The following is a 16084-nucleotide window of genomic DNA, read 5'->3' as shown; positions in this document are numbered from 1 at the left end:
ATTTTCCTCCAAGGCATGCACCAGAATGGAGGTCGGCGCACTGCACGCAGGACCCCCTCCCGGCCCTTCGGGCCACCCTCCCCTCGAGGGGGAGGGGAACGCCGAAGCTAGAACGCTTCCGCCGGCAGTGTCATCAATGTGTCGGCACCGCTGGAGATGCGGGCAAGATGCGCCGACGTCTCCGGCATGATCCGCTCTATGAAGAAGCGCGCCGTCACCAGCTTGTGGTCGTAGAAAGACGAAGCGCCGTCGGCGCCATTCGCCAATTTCGCTGCGGCCACCCTGGCCATCTGCGCCCACATATAGCCCAGCGCCACCAGGCCGAAGAGATGCATGTAATCGGTCGAGGCGGCACCGGCGTTATCGGGCTTGGCCATGCCGTTCTGCACCAGCCACATCGTCGCCGTCTGCAGATCGTTGAGGCCCTTCTTCAGCGCCTTGGTGAAGGGCGCCATCGTCTCGTCGGTGCGGTTTTCCTCGCAGAACTCTCCGACTTCCTTAAAGAAAGCCTGGACCGCGCGGCCGCCATTCAAGGCCAGCTTGCGGCCGACGAGGTCGAGCGCCTGGATGCCGTTGGCACCCTCATAGATCATGGCGATGCGCGCATCGCGGACGAACTGGCTCATGCCGTGCTCTTCTATATAGCCGTGGCCGCCGAAGACCTGCTGCGCCATTACCGCATGATCGAACCCCTTGTCGGTGAGCACGCCTTTGACCACCGGCGTCATCAGGCCGGTGTAGTCGTCTGCGACCTGGCGATCTTTGTCGTCACCGGAGCGGTGAGCGATGTCGGACTTGATCGCCGTCCACAGCGCCAGCGCGCGGCCGGCCTCGTTGAAAGCCTTCATGGTCATCAGGCTGCGGCGGATGTCCGGATGGACGATGATCGGATCGGCCTTCCTGTCCGGCGCCTTCGGCCCTGACAGCGAGCGGCCCTGCAGACGATCCTTGGCGTAGGAAACCGCATTCTGGTAGGCAACCTCAGATAGCGAAAGTCCCTGCAGGGCGACGCCAAGCCGCGCCTCATTCATCATGGTGAACATTGCTTTCAGCCCGCCATTGGCCTCGCCGAGCAGCGTGCCTTCAGCGTCGTCGTAATTCATGACGCAGGTCGAGTTGCCATGGATACCCATCTTCTCCTCGATCGAGCCACAGGAGACGGTGTTCTTCTCGCCCGGATTGCCTGAGGCATCGAGCTTGAGCTTCGGCACGATGAACAGCGAGATGCCCTTCACGCCATCCGGCGCGCCCTCGATACGGGCCAGCACCAGGTGGACGATATTGTCCGACATGTCATGCTCGCCGGCCGAGATGAAGATCTTCTGACCGGAGATCCTGTAGGTGCCGTCGCCATTGGGGACGGCCTTGGTGCGCAGCAAGCCAAGATCGGTTCCGCAGTGTGGCTCGGTCAGGTTCATGGTGCCGGTCCAGGCGCCCTCGACTAGCTTCGGCAACCATGTTGCCTTCTGCTCTTTGGTGCCATGGGTGATGATCGCAGCGATCGCGCCTTGCGTCAGGCCGGCATACATCATCAGCGACATATTGGCCGACACCATGTATTCGGCAACCGCAGTGTGCACCGCGTAGGGCAACCCTTGCCCGCCAAACTCGACAGGTGCCGCGAGCCCCATCCAGCCGCCTTCGCGATACTGGTCGAAAGCTTCCTTGAAGCCTTTCGGCGTCGTTACCGAACCGTCGTCATGGCGCATGCAGCCTTCCACGTCGCCAACGCGGTTCAGCGGCTGCATCACGTTTTCGGCGAGCTTCGCGCCCTCGGCAAGGATGGCCTCGAGCACATCCGGCGTCGCGTCGGAAAATCCGGGAAGATTGGAATAACGCTGATATCCCAGCACTTCGTTCAGCACGAACAGCGTGTCCCGGACCGGCGCTCTGTAGATCGGCATGCGTTTCCTCCACCATGCGGTCTTGGCCCCGAAATCAGCCCCAGCATATGAGGATGGCAGACGGACCAACGTTGTGGTCGAGATAACAAATATTGACGTTTGCGTAAACGTCAATTCTGCGCTGCGGCAAATTTTCTCCCGCGCGCCAGGACGACAAACGACAAAGCACGGCAAACGACGAAGAACCGCGCAGCGAAAGCCACGCGGCTCTTATTCGTCACAAATCGAAAGCTTAGTTTAGCTCGCTACGCTGGCCTGCGGCGTCGAGCGCTCGATCAGCATTTGCCGGACGGTCGACATCGAAGCACTCAGTTCGCTGATGGCGTCGTCGATCAGCGCCCGCTGCTTCTGCAGACGGGCAAGCTGCTTCTCCGACTTGTCGAGCGCCAGCCGCAATTGCTTGGTGTTGGAGCCGTTCGGATCGTAGAGGTCCATCATCTGCTTGACGTCACGCAGCGAGAACCCGACCTTGCGGCCAAGCAGGATCAGCTTCAGCCGGGCCCTGTCGCGGCGTGTATAGAGACGGGTCGAGCCGTCGCGCTGCGGGTTGAGCAGACCCTTGTCCTCATAGAAACGCAGCGTACGCAGCGTCACTCCATATTTCTTGGCCATTTCGCCGATGCGGACAAGCTCTTCACCGGCTTCGCTCGACATATCGTTGGTGTTGGCCGCGGCTTGGCCGGGCGAAATAAGTTTCATGGTCACTGGCTTTCCCCGTCTGGTGGCGTCGCGGTCGCGGACCTTGCGTCGCCTGAGTGAAAGCGGGGGCGTGCTTCCACTCGTGGTTTCAACAAACAAATCGCAAACGGCGTAATCCGCTCATTTACGTTTACGTCAATTCTATATCGATAGCCGCCTCACCACGCAAGAGCGTTCTGGTCTTGCAACTTTATGCCGCAGCACCAGCGGACAACCTAAAAGGTCGTTGCCGATTTCGGGAGCGATCATGCGGCTGATCAAAATTCTACAACGTCTTTTGCGCGTCCAAAAAAGACACCCGGCGCCGTCGGCAGCCAGCCGACAAAGTTGCAACTTCTTAAGCTTGGTTAACGCGTTGTTTACCACGTTGGGGCGAAATGTGCGCATGTCGGTTACCCGTGTCTATCCTGTACTGAATTTTTCACGGTTTTTCGGAGCGCGGATGAGACCCGGGAAGCTCGTCTTCCACTGCAACAAGCCAGGCAGTCGCGTTCGTCCCGGCAGGACTTTGGGAACCTGGTGAAAGCCAGCAATTCTGAAACGGGCGCATTGATGAACAGCAAGCGGTCCTACCTCGATACACTCAACGCCGGCAGGCAACGCCGGCCGCACACGACGCTTGAAGAGCTCAACCGCTCCCTGGAAACTCTGGAGCAGCGGCTGGAGCGGACGCGCGAGGAGACGGCAAGCCACCCCGATCCGCGCCGACCAGCGGCAGAACCACGCTATCCCAGCGCCCAACCCTATGGCCAGCAGCGCCGGTATGAGGATCCACGCGCGCAGCGGCCGAAAGGTCCAGCAGCGGCTTTCGACCAGAATTACCAGGCGATCGCCCGCGATATCGACCGGGTGCGCGGCCAGGAGGACAGCGTCGCCCTAGCCGGCAAGATCGCCGGGGAATTGCGCGGCCTGCGCGAAGACTTGCGCCAGCAGATGACCTCCGGCCTGCAACGCGAGTTCGAGGTACTGCGCAAGAATATTGGGCGAGCCTTCCAGTCAAATGGCGGCGGCAAAGGCAGCGCCGAACTCAGCGTCGAATTCGAGCGGCTTTCCGGCGCCATCCAGACACTGGCCGAAAAAAGCGACGACAGAAGCGTCAATATGCTGCGGCTCGAGCTTGAGCAGGTCAAAGCCGCGCTCGATACGCTGGCGCGCGAGGAGAGCGTGCAGGCGGTCGGACGCCGCTGGGACGATTTCGACCGCCGCTGGAACGCTTTCGAGGATCGCGTCGAGGCCGATCAGCGCAAGCGTTCCGATGCACCCGGCCTGTCGGCGCTGACGGAGCGGCTCGAACAGATCAGCAATGCCGTCAGCAATCTGCCGGAATCGCTGTCGCTGCGCTCGCTCGAGGAAAAGGTCCGCACGCTTGCCGGAGCGGTCGACCATTTCGCCCGCCAGCAGGACAATCGCGGCGGCGACACATTCAGTCAGATCGACGAGCGGCTCGACGAGATTTCCCGCGCGATCGTCGCCTCGACGGTTGCCGCGCAAGCCAATTCGTTCGACCCCGAGCCCTTCGAACGCATCGAGAAGCGGATCGATTCACTGGCCCAGCAAATCGAAGAAGTGTCGCAGGATCGTCCGGGTCGGGAGGTCATTGACCGTCTCAACACATTGTCGAGCCGCGTGGATGAACTGGCCGGCCGAGCCAATCTGCCGGAACAGGCGATGGAGCGCCTTGCCAGGCAAGTCGCGCTTATTGCCGACAAGATCGACCACGCACCTGCCATGCCCGACGCCGACTACATCTTCCAGGGGCTCGAGCAGCGCTTCGACGTGCTGTCCAGCATGATGGAACGTCGCCAGGGCGACGCAATCGAACAAGGCAACATGCTGTTTCGCGACCTTGAGCGCCGGTTGGACGAGGTCGCCGACAGGCTGGACCAGCGCATGCCGCAGGTCGATAGCGCTGGCATCATGGATGCCATCGACGCCCGCTTCACCGCGCTGGCCAAGCGGATTGAGACGCGCGTTCCAGATCCCGCCAACGAGGCGGCGATCCGTGGCCTGGAGAGCCGGCTCGAAGACATCTCAAGCCGGCTGGATTCGTCCGCGGCACAGGTCGCCAGCATCGACCCGGCGTTGATCCGCAGCCTTGAAGCGCAGGTCGCCGGCCTGACGGCGCATCTTTCCAAGCCCGGCACGCCGCTGCCGGAATTCGACGACATCAGCCCGCGTCTCAACGAAATCGAGAAGTCGCTGGCCGGAACCCGCGATTCCGTCCTCGGCGCGGCGCGCGAGGCGGCTGAGAGCGCCGTCCGCTCACTGGCCGGATCAAGCGCCAACACGGCGGCCGTTACCGGCCTCGCCCAGGACCTGAAGACGCTCGAGGCACTGACGCGCCGTTCGGACGAGCGCAATTCGAGAACGTTCGAGGCTATCCACGATACGCTGCTCAAGATCGTTGACAGGCTTGGTTCATTGGAGACGGGTGAACCGGCAAGCGCGGAGTTGAGCAAGCGTTTCGGCCGGCCATCCAAGATCTCGGTGCAGGACGCACCGTCGATGGACCTCGACCAGCCGCTGCCGTTGACGGGCAGCATGGCCGATCTCGACGGCCGCGCCGCGGCGCTCGTGCGCGACGAGCCAGGTCCGCGTACGCCAGCCGAGGCCGCCGCCGCAGCAGCCCTGGCGGCTCTCGGTTCAGACACGACGCGTGAAAAAACCGAGCAAGGCGGCGGCAGGAAATCGATGTTAGGCGGGCTGGCGCGCGCCTTGAAGGGCAAGAAGGACGCCGAGATGCCGCCGCTTGCAGGCTCGGCGCAGAGCGCCGAGATACCCAGCGTCGATCTCGACGAGCCCCTCGACCCCAAGCTCGCCAACCGACCACTGGAACCCGGCTCCGGCGCACCCGACCTCAGCGCCATCATGAAGCGCGTGCGCGACGAGCGCGGGCAGCCGACCCGGGAAGGCGGCGCTGAGGCGGCGAAATCGGACTTCATCGCGGCAGCCAGACGGGCTGCGCAGGCGGCGGCCGCCGAGGCGGACGCCCTCAAGCGCCAGTCGACGATGAAAGGCCCGGTCAAGGCACTCAGGATCGGCGACCTGCTCAAGGCGCGGCGCAAGCCGATCCTGATGGGGGCAATCGCCATCATGCTGGCGCTTGCCGGCCTGCAACTGGGCAAAGCCTTCTTCTCCGACCCGGTCGAAGTCACCAACAATGAGGCGGCACCGGCCGTGGCCGTACAGCCGGTGGAAACCGCTTTGGCCAGCGTTGCCAGCGAGCCGAAGGCGGACGCGCAGACGACAACACAGGAGAGAGCGCCGTCGCCCACCGTCAGGCAGGCAGAGCCATCCGCATCGATGACCAAGGACGACACGGCGGCGCAAACCGGCCCCGCTACACCGGCAGCCGAGACATCGACGGCGCCCTCGGCTTCCGCGGCGCCCGCTGACCTGGCGGCGCAAGACACCGCGGCCGCAGTGCCCGCGCCGGCAGCGGCGACGGCCAGCGACGCCGAGCCAATGGCTGCCGCGCCTGCTATAGCCACCGCTGCGATGCAGGACACGACCGGCACGGTGCCGCCGGCGGATGCTGCCGCGGCAGGCGTTGCCAAGATCGACGTTCCGGCCGATGCCGGTCCGGCCGCCCTGCGCGATGCAGCGGCCGGCGGCGACGCCAAGGCGCTGTTCGAGATCGGCTCGCGCTACGCCGAGTCTCGCGGCGTCAAAGAAGACATGGCGGCGGCGGCCAAATGGTATGAGAAAGCTGCCGAACTCGGTTTCGCACCGGCAGAATACCGCATCGGCAATTTTTACGAGAAGGGCATCGGCGTCGCACGCGACATCAAGAAAGCGAAAACCTGGTACCAGCTTGCCGCAGCGCAGGGCAATGCCAGCGCGATGCACAATCTTGCCGTGCTGTTTGCGATGGCGGCGGATGGCGTGACCGACAATGAATCGGCAGCGCGCTGGTTCCAGGCGGCGGCGGATCTCGGTGTCAAGGATAGCCAGTTCAATCTCGGCATCCTCGCGGCGAAGGGCGTCGGCATGAAGCAGAACCTCGAGGAGAGCTACAAATGGTTCGCACTCGTCGCCAAGACCGGCGACAAGGATGCGGCAGCCAAGCGCGACGAGATCGCCAAGGCGCTGAGGCCCGAGCAGCTGGAGCGTGCGCGGGCCGCGGCTGAACTGTGGAAGGCCAAGCCGCTCGATCCAGCCGCCAATTCGGCCGACGTTCCTGAATCGTGGCAGGACGGCACACCGCAGACGACCGCCGGCATCGACATGAAGAAAGCGGTCCAGAACATCCAGCGCATTCTCAACAAGAACGGCTACGAGGCCGGCAATCCCGACGGCATGATGGGCCAGAAAACCAAGAACGCGATCATGGCCTTCCAGGCCGACAACGATATGAAGGCAACCGGCGCGATCGACGAAAAGCTGGTCAAGGCGCTGCTTGCGCGTAAATAACGGCGGATGCGTCGTTTCCGCGACGCCCTTGCCACAGATTTGCCTGTTAACTGATTGAGTTGTTTTTTGTTTCGGCGGTGCGGCGAAGTTTGACTTCACGGCCCGGCCGGCGCAAGAACGAGATAGCCTTCTGACGCAAAATGCCCGCAACGGTTGCATTCGCCAGGAGGCAAACTGATCGAGACTGACGGGTGGGCATCTATCTCCCGATCGCGGAAATTTCCGTCAACATCTTCGTGCTGCTGGCCATGGGTGCGGCGGTGGGTTTCCTGTCGGGCATGTTCGGCGTGGGCGGCGGCTTTCTCATTACGCCGCTGCTGATCTTCTACAACATACCGCCGGCAATTGCGGTCGCCACCGGCGCCAACCAGGTCATCGCTTCCTCCTTCTCCGGCGCCCTGTCGCACATGAAGCGCGGCACGCTCGACTTCAAGCTCGGCGGCGTGCTTTTAGCCGGCGGCATCGTCGGCTCGACCGGTGGCATCTATGTCTTTGCGCTCCTGCGCCGGCTCGGCCAGCTCGACCTGTTCATCTCGCTGCTCTACGTCGTGCTGCTCGGCACCGTCGGCGGACTGATGCTGGTCGAGAGCGTCAATGCGCTGCGCGCCACTCGCAGCGGCGCCGCACCGGTGTTGAAGAAATCCGGCCAGCATAATTGGATCCACCGCCTGCCGCTGAAGATGCGGTTCAGGGCCTCGAAGCTCTTCGTCAGCGTCATTCCGGTGCTTGGGCTGGGCGCGGCGATTGGCTTCCTGTCCTCGATCATGGGCGTCGGCGGCGGCTTCATCATGGTGCCGGCCCTGATCTACCTTTTGAAAGTGCCGACCAACGTCGTCATAGGCACCTCGCTGTTCCAGATCATCTTCACCTCGGCTTACACCACGCTGGTCCACGCCACCACCAACCAGACGGTCGACGTCATGCTCGCCTTCCTGTTGATGGCAGGCGGCGTCGCCGGCGCGCAATATGGCGCCAAGGCTGGTCAGAGGCTGCGGGGCGAGCAACTCAGGGCGCTGCTGGCGCTGCTCGTGCTGGCGGTAGCCATCCGGCTTGCCATCGATCTTTTCGTCACGCCGCCCAATCTCTATTCTCTGTCCGGCGTGGGCCTGAGCTGATGGCCGGCCTAAGGACGCTCGCGGCCGCCGTCTTGCTGTCGCTGCTGGCTGCTGCGCCACCGGCGAAGGCGCAGGCGCCACTAACCGAAAACATCCAGATCGGCCTTTCCACCGACAATGTCTCGATTACCGCCGGCTTTTCCGGCGCCGACCTGACCATTTTCGGCTCACTGGAAAATGCCGATCCGCTTGTCGCGCGGCAAGGGCGCTACGACGTGATCGTCGTGCTGGAAGGCCCGGCTCGGCCGGTCGTCGTGCGCCGCAAGGACCGGGTGCTCGGCGTCTGGGTCAATCTGGAGTCGGAGACCTTCAAAAACGTACCTGTCTCCTATTCGGTGGCGACGACGCGGCCGCTGCAGGACGTCACCGATCCGAACAGCTACAAGCAGCTGTCGCTTGGCGCCTCCAACCTCTATTTGCAGCCGGCCGACGCGGAGGACAGCCCGGCGACAATCGAGGAGTTCACCGCCGCGCTGCGCGAACGCAAGGCGGCGACCGGCCTCTACAGCGAGAATGTCGGCGGTGTGCAGTTCCTGTCGCAGAACCTGTTCCGCGCCACCGTCAGGCTCGCCCCAAACGTTCCGGTCGGCACCCATAAGGCCCGCGCGTTCCTGTTCAAGAGCGGCCTGTTCATCAAGGAAAGCTCCGCCCAGCTCGAAATCCGCAAGTCCGGTTTCGAACAGTCGATCTTCCGCGTCGCGCACGACTATTCCTTCCTCTACGGTGTCTTTGCCGTATCGCTGGCCATGCTGACCGGCTGGCTCGGAAGACTGGTGTTCAGGAAAGACTGAACTCTCGTAAAAGTGGTTTCCCTTTCCGAGGGTATGGGTTAGACCGCGACCCCCGGCCCGACCGGATACGAGCTGCTGCTCCCCAAATCAGAACTACAGGAACGCACGATGCGACCAGCATTTGCCGGTATTGACTTCGGCACTTCGAATTCCACCGTGAGCGTGGTCAGGAACGGGCAGCCGCGGCTGGTGGCGTTGGAAGACGGCCAGGTCACGCTGCCCAGTGCGGTATTCTTCAATTTCGAGGACAACCGCACCTATTTCGGGCGACGCGCCCTTGCCAACTATACGGACAGTATCGAAGGCCGCCTGATGCGCTCGTTGAAGAGTGTGCTCGGCAGCTCGCTCGCCCACGAAAAGACGCGCATCAAGGCGCGCTCGATCGGCTTCATGGAGATTGTCGGCCTGTTCGTCGGCTATCTGAAAAAGAAGCTGGAAGAAGAAGCCCATGACGCGGTCGACAGCGTCGTGCTGGGACGGCCCGTGCAGTTCGTCGACGACGATGCCGAGGCCGACGCCAAGGCGGAGCACGAACTCGAAAATGCCGCTCGTGCCCACGGCTTCAAGCACATCGCTTTCCAGTTCGAACCGATTGCCGCGGCACTCGACTACGAACAAAAGGTGACGCGCGAGGAACTGGCGCTGATCGTCGACATGGGCGGCGGCACGTCCGACTTCTCAATCGTGCGGGTCTCGCCCGAGCGCGCCCGCTCGCTTGACCGCAAGGGCGACATCCTGGCCAGCCGCGGCATCCATATCGGCGGCACCGACTTCGACCGGCTGTTGAGCATCGCCCATGTGATGCCGCAGCTCGGCCATCTCTCACCGACCAAGGATGGCAAACGTAATCTGCCGGCGAGCTACTTCATCGACCTGGCGACGTGGCAGCGCATAAACCTGGTCTATACCGCAAGGGCGATGACGCATCTGCGCCAGATCCGCTATGAGGCGGAACGCGCAGACCTGGTCGACCGGTTCATCCACATCGTCGAGCATCGTTACGGCCACGCGCTGGCGGCACTGGTCGAAAAGGCCAAGATTGAGCTGACGGACCGATCGTCGGCCGATGTCGAGGTCGCGCTGCCGGAGGTGAGGTTCACGGCAGAAATCACGCGCAAGAGTCTCGAAGCCACCATAGCCAGGGACATTGAGCGTGTTGCGGCTACGGTCGAGCAGACCATCCGCGACGCACAGGTGAAGGCCTCGGATATCACCGCGGTGTTCTTGACCGGCGGATCGACCGCGATCCCGCTGGCCAGGCAGCAGATCCTGGCGCTGGTGCCGCAGGCGTCGGTAATCGAAGGCGATGTGTTCGGCTCGGTCGGGCTTGGGCTGGCGCTCGACGCGCAGCGGAAGTTCGGCTGATCGGCTTAAAGCGGCGCGGATCTCTCAGCTTTGCCGCCAAGATGCGCCTTGAGCGCCATCTGGGCCAGGCTTGGCTGCCGGTCGCGATGCGTGATCATGGCAAATTCGCGCTTCGGCAGATCGATCGGCACGGAACGCAGACTGCCTTCGGCGACCGCGCGCGCGACGACGAGTTCCGAAATGATGCTGGCGCCGGCGCCGGCCTCGACCGCCTGGCGAATAGCCTCATTGCTCGGCAATACCAGGAATATCTGCAGGTCCGCGAACGAAATCCCGTCGCGTCGGGCAAGGTCCTCCAGCGCCTCGCGCGTGCCCGACCCGCCTTCGCGAATGATCCAGCGAAGCCCGCCAAGGTCGGGATGTCCAGGCGAAACTTCTGCGATCTCAGGGTGCGAGCGCGCCACGACCAGCATCATGCGATCGATATCGACCTTGGCACGGCGCAAAATGTCGGATTCGGTGCGCCCCTCGACCAGGCCAAAATCGGCTGCGCCATCAAGTACATTGGTCTCGACCTGCCTGGTGTTGCCAATGCTCACGCTCAGCCTGACGGCAGGATAGGCTTCGTGGAAAGAGGCGAGCCGGCGCGGCAGCCAATAACTGGCGATGGTCTGGCTGGCAGCGATCGAGAGACTGCCTGATATCGTCTGCGCGACATGCTCCAGCACATTGTGGGCGGCCGCAGTCCGCTCGAGGACCGCCTTGGCCTCGGGCAAGAATCGGCGTCCGGTCTCGGCGAGCTCGATATTGCGGCCCACTCGGTTGAACAACTGGACGCCGTGCTGCTGTTCGAGCGAGCGGATGGCGGCCGACGCGGCCGACTGTGAGATGCCCAGCAACTCGGCCGCTTTGGTCATGTGCGCCCGTTCGGCGACGGCGACGAAGATCCGCAACTGGTCCAGGGTCATTCCGGCACTAAGAAGCAAATCCGATTGGAATTACAAGAGCAAGTTGTTAGACGGATCGGTCGCTTTGTTCTAAATTTTGACCCGAAATTGGAAAAAAGTCGCGCCTAGCAGTCGAGGGTAGAATTGGTGGGGCGGTTCAAATCCGTGTTTGCGCACTGGACCCGCAGCCTGCGGCGGCGGCTCTTGGGTGAACGCTATCGGCCGGAAGAGCATTACATGCGCGGCCCCGGCCCGAAGACGAGAGCCAAGGTCGCGGAGCGCAAGAGCATCACCGGATCATGACCAACAACCTGCTGCGCGGAGCCAATTCGGCACCATCACAACGGCCGCTTGCCGATACGCGCGCGCCCGCTGAACGCGACGGCGTCGATACTTCGCCTGATGTCTCCGACAGCATCGCCAAGACCACCTGCTATATGTGCGCCTGCCGCTGCGGCATCGACGTCCATATCAAGGACGGCAAGGTTCGGTATATCAACGGCAACAAGGATCACCCGGTCAACCGCGGTGTGCTGTGCGGCAAGGGCAGCGCCGGCATCATGCAGCATTACAGCCCGGCCCGGCTGAAGAAGCCGCTACTGCGCACCGGCCCGCGCGGCTCGGGTGAGTTCCGCGAAATCGAGTGGGAGGAAGCCTTGTCGATCGCGACAGAACGGCTTTCGAACATCCGCCGAACCGATCCGAAGAAACTTGCCTTCTTCACCGGGCGCGACCAGTCGCAATCGCTGACCGGCTGGTGGGCGAGCCAGTTCGGCACGCCGAATTTTGCCGCCCATGGCGGCTTCTGCTCGGTCAATATGGCGGCCGGCGGCCTCTACACGATTGGCGGTTCGTTCTGGGAGTTCGGCGAGCCCGACTGGGACAACACCAAATATTTCATACTGTTCGGGGTTGCCGAAGACCATGATTCCAATCCGATCAAGATCGGCCTCGGCAAGCTCAAGGCGCGCGGCGCCAAGGTGGTTTCAATCAATCCCTGCCGCACCGGCTATAATGCAATTGCCGACGACTGGATCGGCATCCGGCCCGGCACCGACGGCCTGTTCGTATTCGCCCTCATCCATGAATTGTTGAAGGCCGGCCGCATCGATCTCGAGTACCTCTTGCGCTACACCAATGCCCACATCCTGGTCGTTCAGGAGCCTGGAGCTGTCGATGACGGGCTGTTCATGCGCAATGGCGACGGCAATCCGCTGGCTTGGGACAGGGTGGCGAAGACGCCTGTCAATGCCAGCGATGCCGACGCAAAGCCCGCATTGACCGGCAGCTTTCTCGTCGACGGCCGCCGCTGCGTGCCGGTCTTCCAACTCGTCGCCGACCGTTATCTGGACGGGACCTATTCACCGGATGCCGTCGCTGACCGGTGCGGCATCTCCGCCGACACGATCCGACGCATTGCCGCAGAACTCGCCCATGTCGCCTTCGAACGGCAAATCGAATTGCCGGTGGCCTGGACGGACTGGGCTGGCCGCCGGCACGAGACCATCAAGGGCCGCCCGGTGTCGATGCATGCGATGCGCGGCATCTCGGCCCATTCGAACGGTTTTCACTCTTGCCGGGCCATTCATCTGCTTCAGGTGCTTCTCGGCACGGTGGACGTGCCGGGCGGCTTCCGCTTCAAGCCTCCCTATCCGCGGTCCGCGCCGCCGGGTCCCAAGCCAGCCGGCAAGAATGTGAAGCCGATGACGCCGCTCGAGGGCATGCCGCTCGGCTTCGTCAGCGGACCGGGGGATCTGCTGATCGACGAAGCCGGCAAGCCCATTCGTATCGACAAGGCCTACTCCTGGGATGCGCCGCTGGCCGCACACGGGCTCATGCACACGGTCATTCGGAACGCCTGGGCCGGCGATCCCTACAAGATCGACACGCTGTTCATGTACATGTCCAACATGGCCTGGAACTCGTCGATGAACACCGTCGAGACGATGGCGATGCTGACCGACGCGGACATATCGGGCGAATACAAGATCCCGTTCATCATCTATTCCGACGCTTATTATTCCGAGACCGTGCCTTTTGCCGATCTGGTGCTGCCGGACACGACCTATCTCGAGCGTCATGACTGTATCAGTCTGCTCGACCGGCCGATCAGCCACGCCGACGGGCCGGGCGACGCCATCCGCCATCCCGTCGTCGAGCCAGACCGCGACGTCAGGCCGTTCCAGACGGTGCTGATCGAACTCGGCGCGCGGCTCAGCCTGCCCGGCTTCGTTGACGACGACGGCTCCGCCAAATACCGCGACTATGCCGACTACATCGTCAATCACGAGCGCACGCCAGGTGTCGGTCCGCTCGCCGGCTGGCGCGGCAAGGACGGGGCCTCGGTCGGCAAGGGCGAGGTCAATCCCGACCAGTTGCAACGCTACATAGATAATGGCGGCTTCTGGCACCAGGATTTCGCCGCCGATCAGCGCTACTACAAGATGGCCAACCGCTCGTATCTCGAATTCGCTGAGAGCATGGGCTTCATGCCGAAGGCCGAGCCGATCGTCTTCCAACTCTATTCGGAGCCGATGCAGCGCTTTCGCCTTGCGGCGCGCGGCCATGGCGGGGTGCTGCCGCCGGAGGCGGAGCGCAGCCGCATCGAGACCTATATGGATCCGTTGCCATTCTGGTATGCGCCCTTCGAAGAGGCTGCGGTCGACAGCCAAGCCTATCCGCTGCACGCGCTGACGCAGCGGCCGATGCACATGTACCATTCCTGGGGCGGGCAGAATGCCTGGCTAAGGCAGATCACCAGCCAGAACCGACTGTTCGTGCACTACCGGACGGCAGCCGGCCTCGGCCTTGTCGACGACGATTGGGTTTGGATCGAGAGCATCAACGGCAAGGTCAAAGGACAGATCAAGCTGGCCGACGGCGTCAACGCCGATACGGTGTGGACCTGGAACGCGATCGGCAAACGGCGCGGCAGCTGGGGGCTCAAGGACGACGCGGCCGAATCCAATCGCGGCTTTCTACTCAACCACATCATCGGCGACCAGACCTCTGCCGATGCGAATGGCAAACACTATTCGAATTCCGATCCTGTCACCGGCCAGGCGGCATGGTTCGACCTGCGCGTGCGCATCGTCAAATGCGCAGACGAGGAAGCAGGCTTCACCGAACCGCAGTTCGAGCGGTTCCGACAGCCGCCGCATTTTGAGCCCCCGCCCCATAAGCTTAGTTTCGGCGCCGAATTCCGTCGGGAAAGAGAAGCTGCCAAATGACTTGCCTTCCCACCCACACCGACAAAAAGCTCGGCCTGGTCATTGACCTCGACACCTGCGTCGGCTGCCAGGCCTGCGTTACTGCCTGCAAGGAATGGAACACCGGCGGCCACATGGCGCCGCTGACCGACATCGACCCCTATGGCGGCAATGTCGACGGCGTCTGGTTCAATCGGGTGCACAGTTATGAGCACATCACGGAGATGGGTGGGCGCACGGTCAATTTCCCACGCTCCTGTCTGCATTGCGAGACACCGGCCTGTGTCACCGTATGCCCGACGGGCGCCTCTTACAAACGGGCCTCGGACGGCATTGTGCTGGTCGACGAGGACAAGTGCATCGGCTGCAAATTGTGCAGTTGGGCCTGCCCCTATGGCGCGCGCGAGTTCGACACCGATGTCGGCGTGATGAAGAAATGCACGCTGTGCGTCGACCGTATCTACAACGACAATCTGGCGGAAGAAGATCGCGTGCCGGCCTGCGTCGCTGCTTGCCCGACCAGCGCGCGGCATTTCGGCGATCTGGGCGATCCGGCATCGGCTATCTCGCAACTGGTGGCCGAGCGCGGCGGTGTCGATCTGATGCCGGAAATGGGCTATAAGCCAATCAACAAATATCTGCCGCCACGTGCCCACACCACCCGCGCCGCATCGGTGCCGGCGCCGGCGCTTGAAGCGGTGCGGGCCGAAGGCGGTTTCCTCGGCTGGGTCGACCGCATGCTTTCGAACTGACCAGCGCCTTCATGCATCCAGCATTCTCCGTCGTCTTTTTCACCACCGCCACGGGCGCCGGTTACGGCCTGCTCGCACTACTTGGCGTGCTCGCCGGACAGGGCTTTATCCCGCCCGATTTCTGGCTTGGCCTCACCGGCATGGGGCTGGCGCTTGGCCTGATCTCGACAGGCCTGCTGTCGTCGGCCGGCCATCTCGGCCGGCCCGAACGCGCCTGGCGTGCCTTCTCGCAATGGCGTAGCTCATGGCTGTCGCGCGAAGGTGTTGCCTCGGTCGCCACCTTCGTGCCGGCGGGACTGTTCGGTATTGGCTGGGTGGTCCTCGGCCGTACGAGCGGCTGGGCGGCTGTCGCCGGGCTGCTCGCTGCCATCGGCGCGGTTGTCACCGTCTGCACCACCGGCATGATCTACGCGTCGTTGAAGCCGATTGCCCAGTGGCACAGCCGCTTCACCCTGCCCGCCTACCTGGTCTTTTCGGCGATGACCGGCAGCGTACTGCTCAACGCCCTGCTGCAGGGATTTGCCGCAGGCTCGAATATGCTTCTGGCGGCTGCCCTGTTGCTGACCGCGCTCGGCTGGGGTTTGAAGCTGGCGACCTGGCGATACAATGACAGGCTGGAGATCCCGACCAACGCCAACACCGCAACCGGGCTTTCCGGCGGCACGGTGCGGTCGCTGGAATGGCCGCATACCGAGGAAAACTATCTGCTCAAGGAGATGGGTTTTCGCATTGCGCGCAAGCACAGCGCTAAACTCCGCCAGATCACGCAGGTGCTGGCCTTTGCTTTGCCCGCGTTGCTGCTGGTCGCGGCGTTCGCCTTGCCGTGGCCCTATGCGGCAGCACTGTCGATACTCGCCGCAATCGCCCAACTCGCCGGAATGCTGGTCGAGCGCTGGCTGTTCTTCGCCGAGGCCAAGCACACGGTCGCTTTGTACTACGGCAGGTAGGT

Annotated in this window: 10 protein-coding genes; 7 read left to right on the top strand and 3 right to left on the bottom strand. The window is 63.1% G+C overall.

The window, feature by feature from the left end; genetic code table 11:
- Positions 1-107: 107 nt before the first annotated feature.
- Together NKJ55_RS03230 and NKJ55_RS03225 are read right to left on the bottom strand one after the other, a co-directional pair.
- Positions 108-1904 carry an acyl-CoA dehydrogenase gene (locus tag NKJ55_RS03230; RefSeq protein ID WP_352448633.1) on the bottom strand — a complete coding sequence of 599 codons (1797 nt, stop codon included), beginning with the start codon at positions 1902-1904 and terminating at the stop codon, positions 108-110.
- 237 nt (positions 1905-2141) lie between these two features.
- Positions 2142-2603 (bottom strand): MerR family transcriptional regulator, encoded by a 462-nt coding sequence (locus NKJ55_RS03225; protein ID WP_023677331.1) that lies wholly within the window; start codon positions 2601-2603, stop codon positions 2142-2144.
- 552 nt (positions 2604-3155) lie between these two features.
- Here NKJ55_RS03225 and NKJ55_RS03220 point away from each other — a divergent pair.
- From NKJ55_RS03220 to NKJ55_RS03205, 4 genes are all read left to right on the top strand, one after another.
- Complete coding sequence (locus tag NKJ55_RS03220; RefSeq protein WP_352448632.1) at positions 3156-7016, top strand: peptidoglycan-binding protein; 3861 nt, start codon at positions 3156-3158, stop codon at positions 7014-7016.
- A gap of 191 nt (positions 7017-7207) precedes the next feature.
- The gene (locus NKJ55_RS03215) at positions 7208-8131 is read left to right on the top strand and encodes a sulfite exporter TauE/SafE family protein (protein WP_023676949.1); all 924 of its coding nucleotides are present in this window, start codon (positions 7208-7210) and stop codon (positions 8129-8131) included.
- Complete coding sequence (locus tag NKJ55_RS03210) at positions 8131-8922, top strand: TIGR02186 family protein (RefSeq protein ID WP_352448631.1); 792 nt, start codon at positions 8131-8133, stop codon at positions 8920-8922. Before NKJ55_RS03215 ends, NKJ55_RS03210 begins: the two co-directional genes overlap by 1 nt.
- Before the next feature lie 108 nt (positions 8923-9030).
- On the top strand, positions 9031-10287 hold the full coding sequence (locus NKJ55_RS03205; RefSeq protein WP_352448630.1) for an Hsp70 family protein: 1257 nt from the start codon (positions 9031-9033) through the stop codon (positions 10285-10287).
- Between the two features lie 5 nt (positions 10288-10292).
- Here the strand turns inward: NKJ55_RS03205 and NKJ55_RS03200 are convergent, their stop codons facing one another.
- Positions 10293-11195, bottom strand: coding sequence for a LysR substrate-binding domain-containing protein (locus NKJ55_RS03200; RefSeq protein ID WP_352448629.1), 903 nt, complete (start codon positions 11193-11195; stop codon positions 10293-10295).
- Positions 11196-11473: 278 nt separating this feature from the next.
- On the opposite strand from NKJ55_RS03200, the gene NKJ55_RS03195 reads away from it, so the two are divergent.
- The 3 genes from NKJ55_RS03195 to NKJ55_RS03185 are packed head-to-tail and all read left to right on the top strand — an operon-like array spanning position 11474 to position 16082.
- Positions 11474-14404 carry a molybdopterin oxidoreductase family protein gene (locus NKJ55_RS03195; RefSeq protein WP_352448628.1) on the top strand — a complete coding sequence of 977 codons (2931 nt, stop codon included), beginning with the start codon at positions 11474-11476 and terminating at the stop codon, positions 14402-14404.
- A complete protein-coding gene (locus NKJ55_RS03190; protein WP_352448627.1) occupies positions 14401-15135 on the top strand; it encodes a 4Fe-4S dicluster domain-containing protein in 735 nt (244 codons plus the stop codon). The genes NKJ55_RS03195 and NKJ55_RS03190 overlap by 4 nt, the downstream gene beginning before the upstream one ends.
- 11 nt (positions 15136-15146) lie before the next feature.
- The gene (locus NKJ55_RS03185) at positions 15147-16082 is read left to right on the top strand and encodes a dimethyl sulfoxide reductase anchor subunit family protein (protein WP_352448626.1); all 936 of its coding nucleotides are present in this window, start codon (positions 15147-15149) and stop codon (positions 16080-16082) included.
- Positions 16083-16084: the final 2 nt, after the last annotated feature.

The sequence above is a fragment of the Mesorhizobium sp. M0106 genome, from assembly GCF_040322715.1.
Lineage (GTDB): Bacteria > Pseudomonadota > Alphaproteobacteria > Rhizobiales > Rhizobiaceae > Mesorhizobium.
Note: the sequence above shows the minus strand (reverse complement) of the source record. Positions and strands in the feature narration are given on the sequence as shown.

Excerpts from the sequence above, each read along its gene's own strand:
- NKJ55_RS03225 (WP_023677331.1), bottom strand. The coding sequence starts at position 2,603 with ATGAAACTTATTTCGCCCGGCCAAGCCGCGGCCAACACCAACGATATG.
- NKJ55_RS03195 (WP_352448628.1), top strand. The coding sequence starts at position 11,474 with ATGACCAACAACCTGCTGCGCGGAGCCAATTCGGCACCATCACAACGG.
- NKJ55_RS03190 (WP_352448627.1), top strand. The coding sequence starts at position 14,401 with ATGACTTGCCTTCCCACCCACACCGACAAAAAGCTCGGCCTGGTCATT.
- NKJ55_RS03210 (WP_352448631.1), top strand. The coding sequence starts at position 8,131 with ATGGCCGGCCTAAGGACGCTCGCGGCCGCCGTCTTGCTGTCGCTGCTG.
- NKJ55_RS03220 (WP_352448632.1), top strand. The coding sequence starts at position 3,156 with ATGAACAGCAAGCGGTCCTACCTCGATACACTCAACGCCGGCAGGCAA.
- NKJ55_RS03230 (WP_352448633.1), bottom strand. The coding sequence starts at position 1,904 with ATGCCGATCTACAGAGCGCCGGTCCGGGACACGCTGTTCGTGCTGAAC.
- NKJ55_RS03200 (WP_352448629.1), bottom strand. The coding sequence starts at position 11,195 with ATGACCCTGGACCAGTTGCGGATCTTCGTCGCCGTCGCCGAACGGGCG.
- NKJ55_RS03185 (WP_352448626.1), top strand. The coding sequence starts at position 15,147 with ATGCATCCAGCATTCTCCGTCGTCTTTTTCACCACCGCCACGGGCGCC.
- NKJ55_RS03205 (WP_352448630.1), top strand. The coding sequence starts at position 9,031 with ATGCGACCAGCATTTGCCGGTATTGACTTCGGCACTTCGAATTCCACC.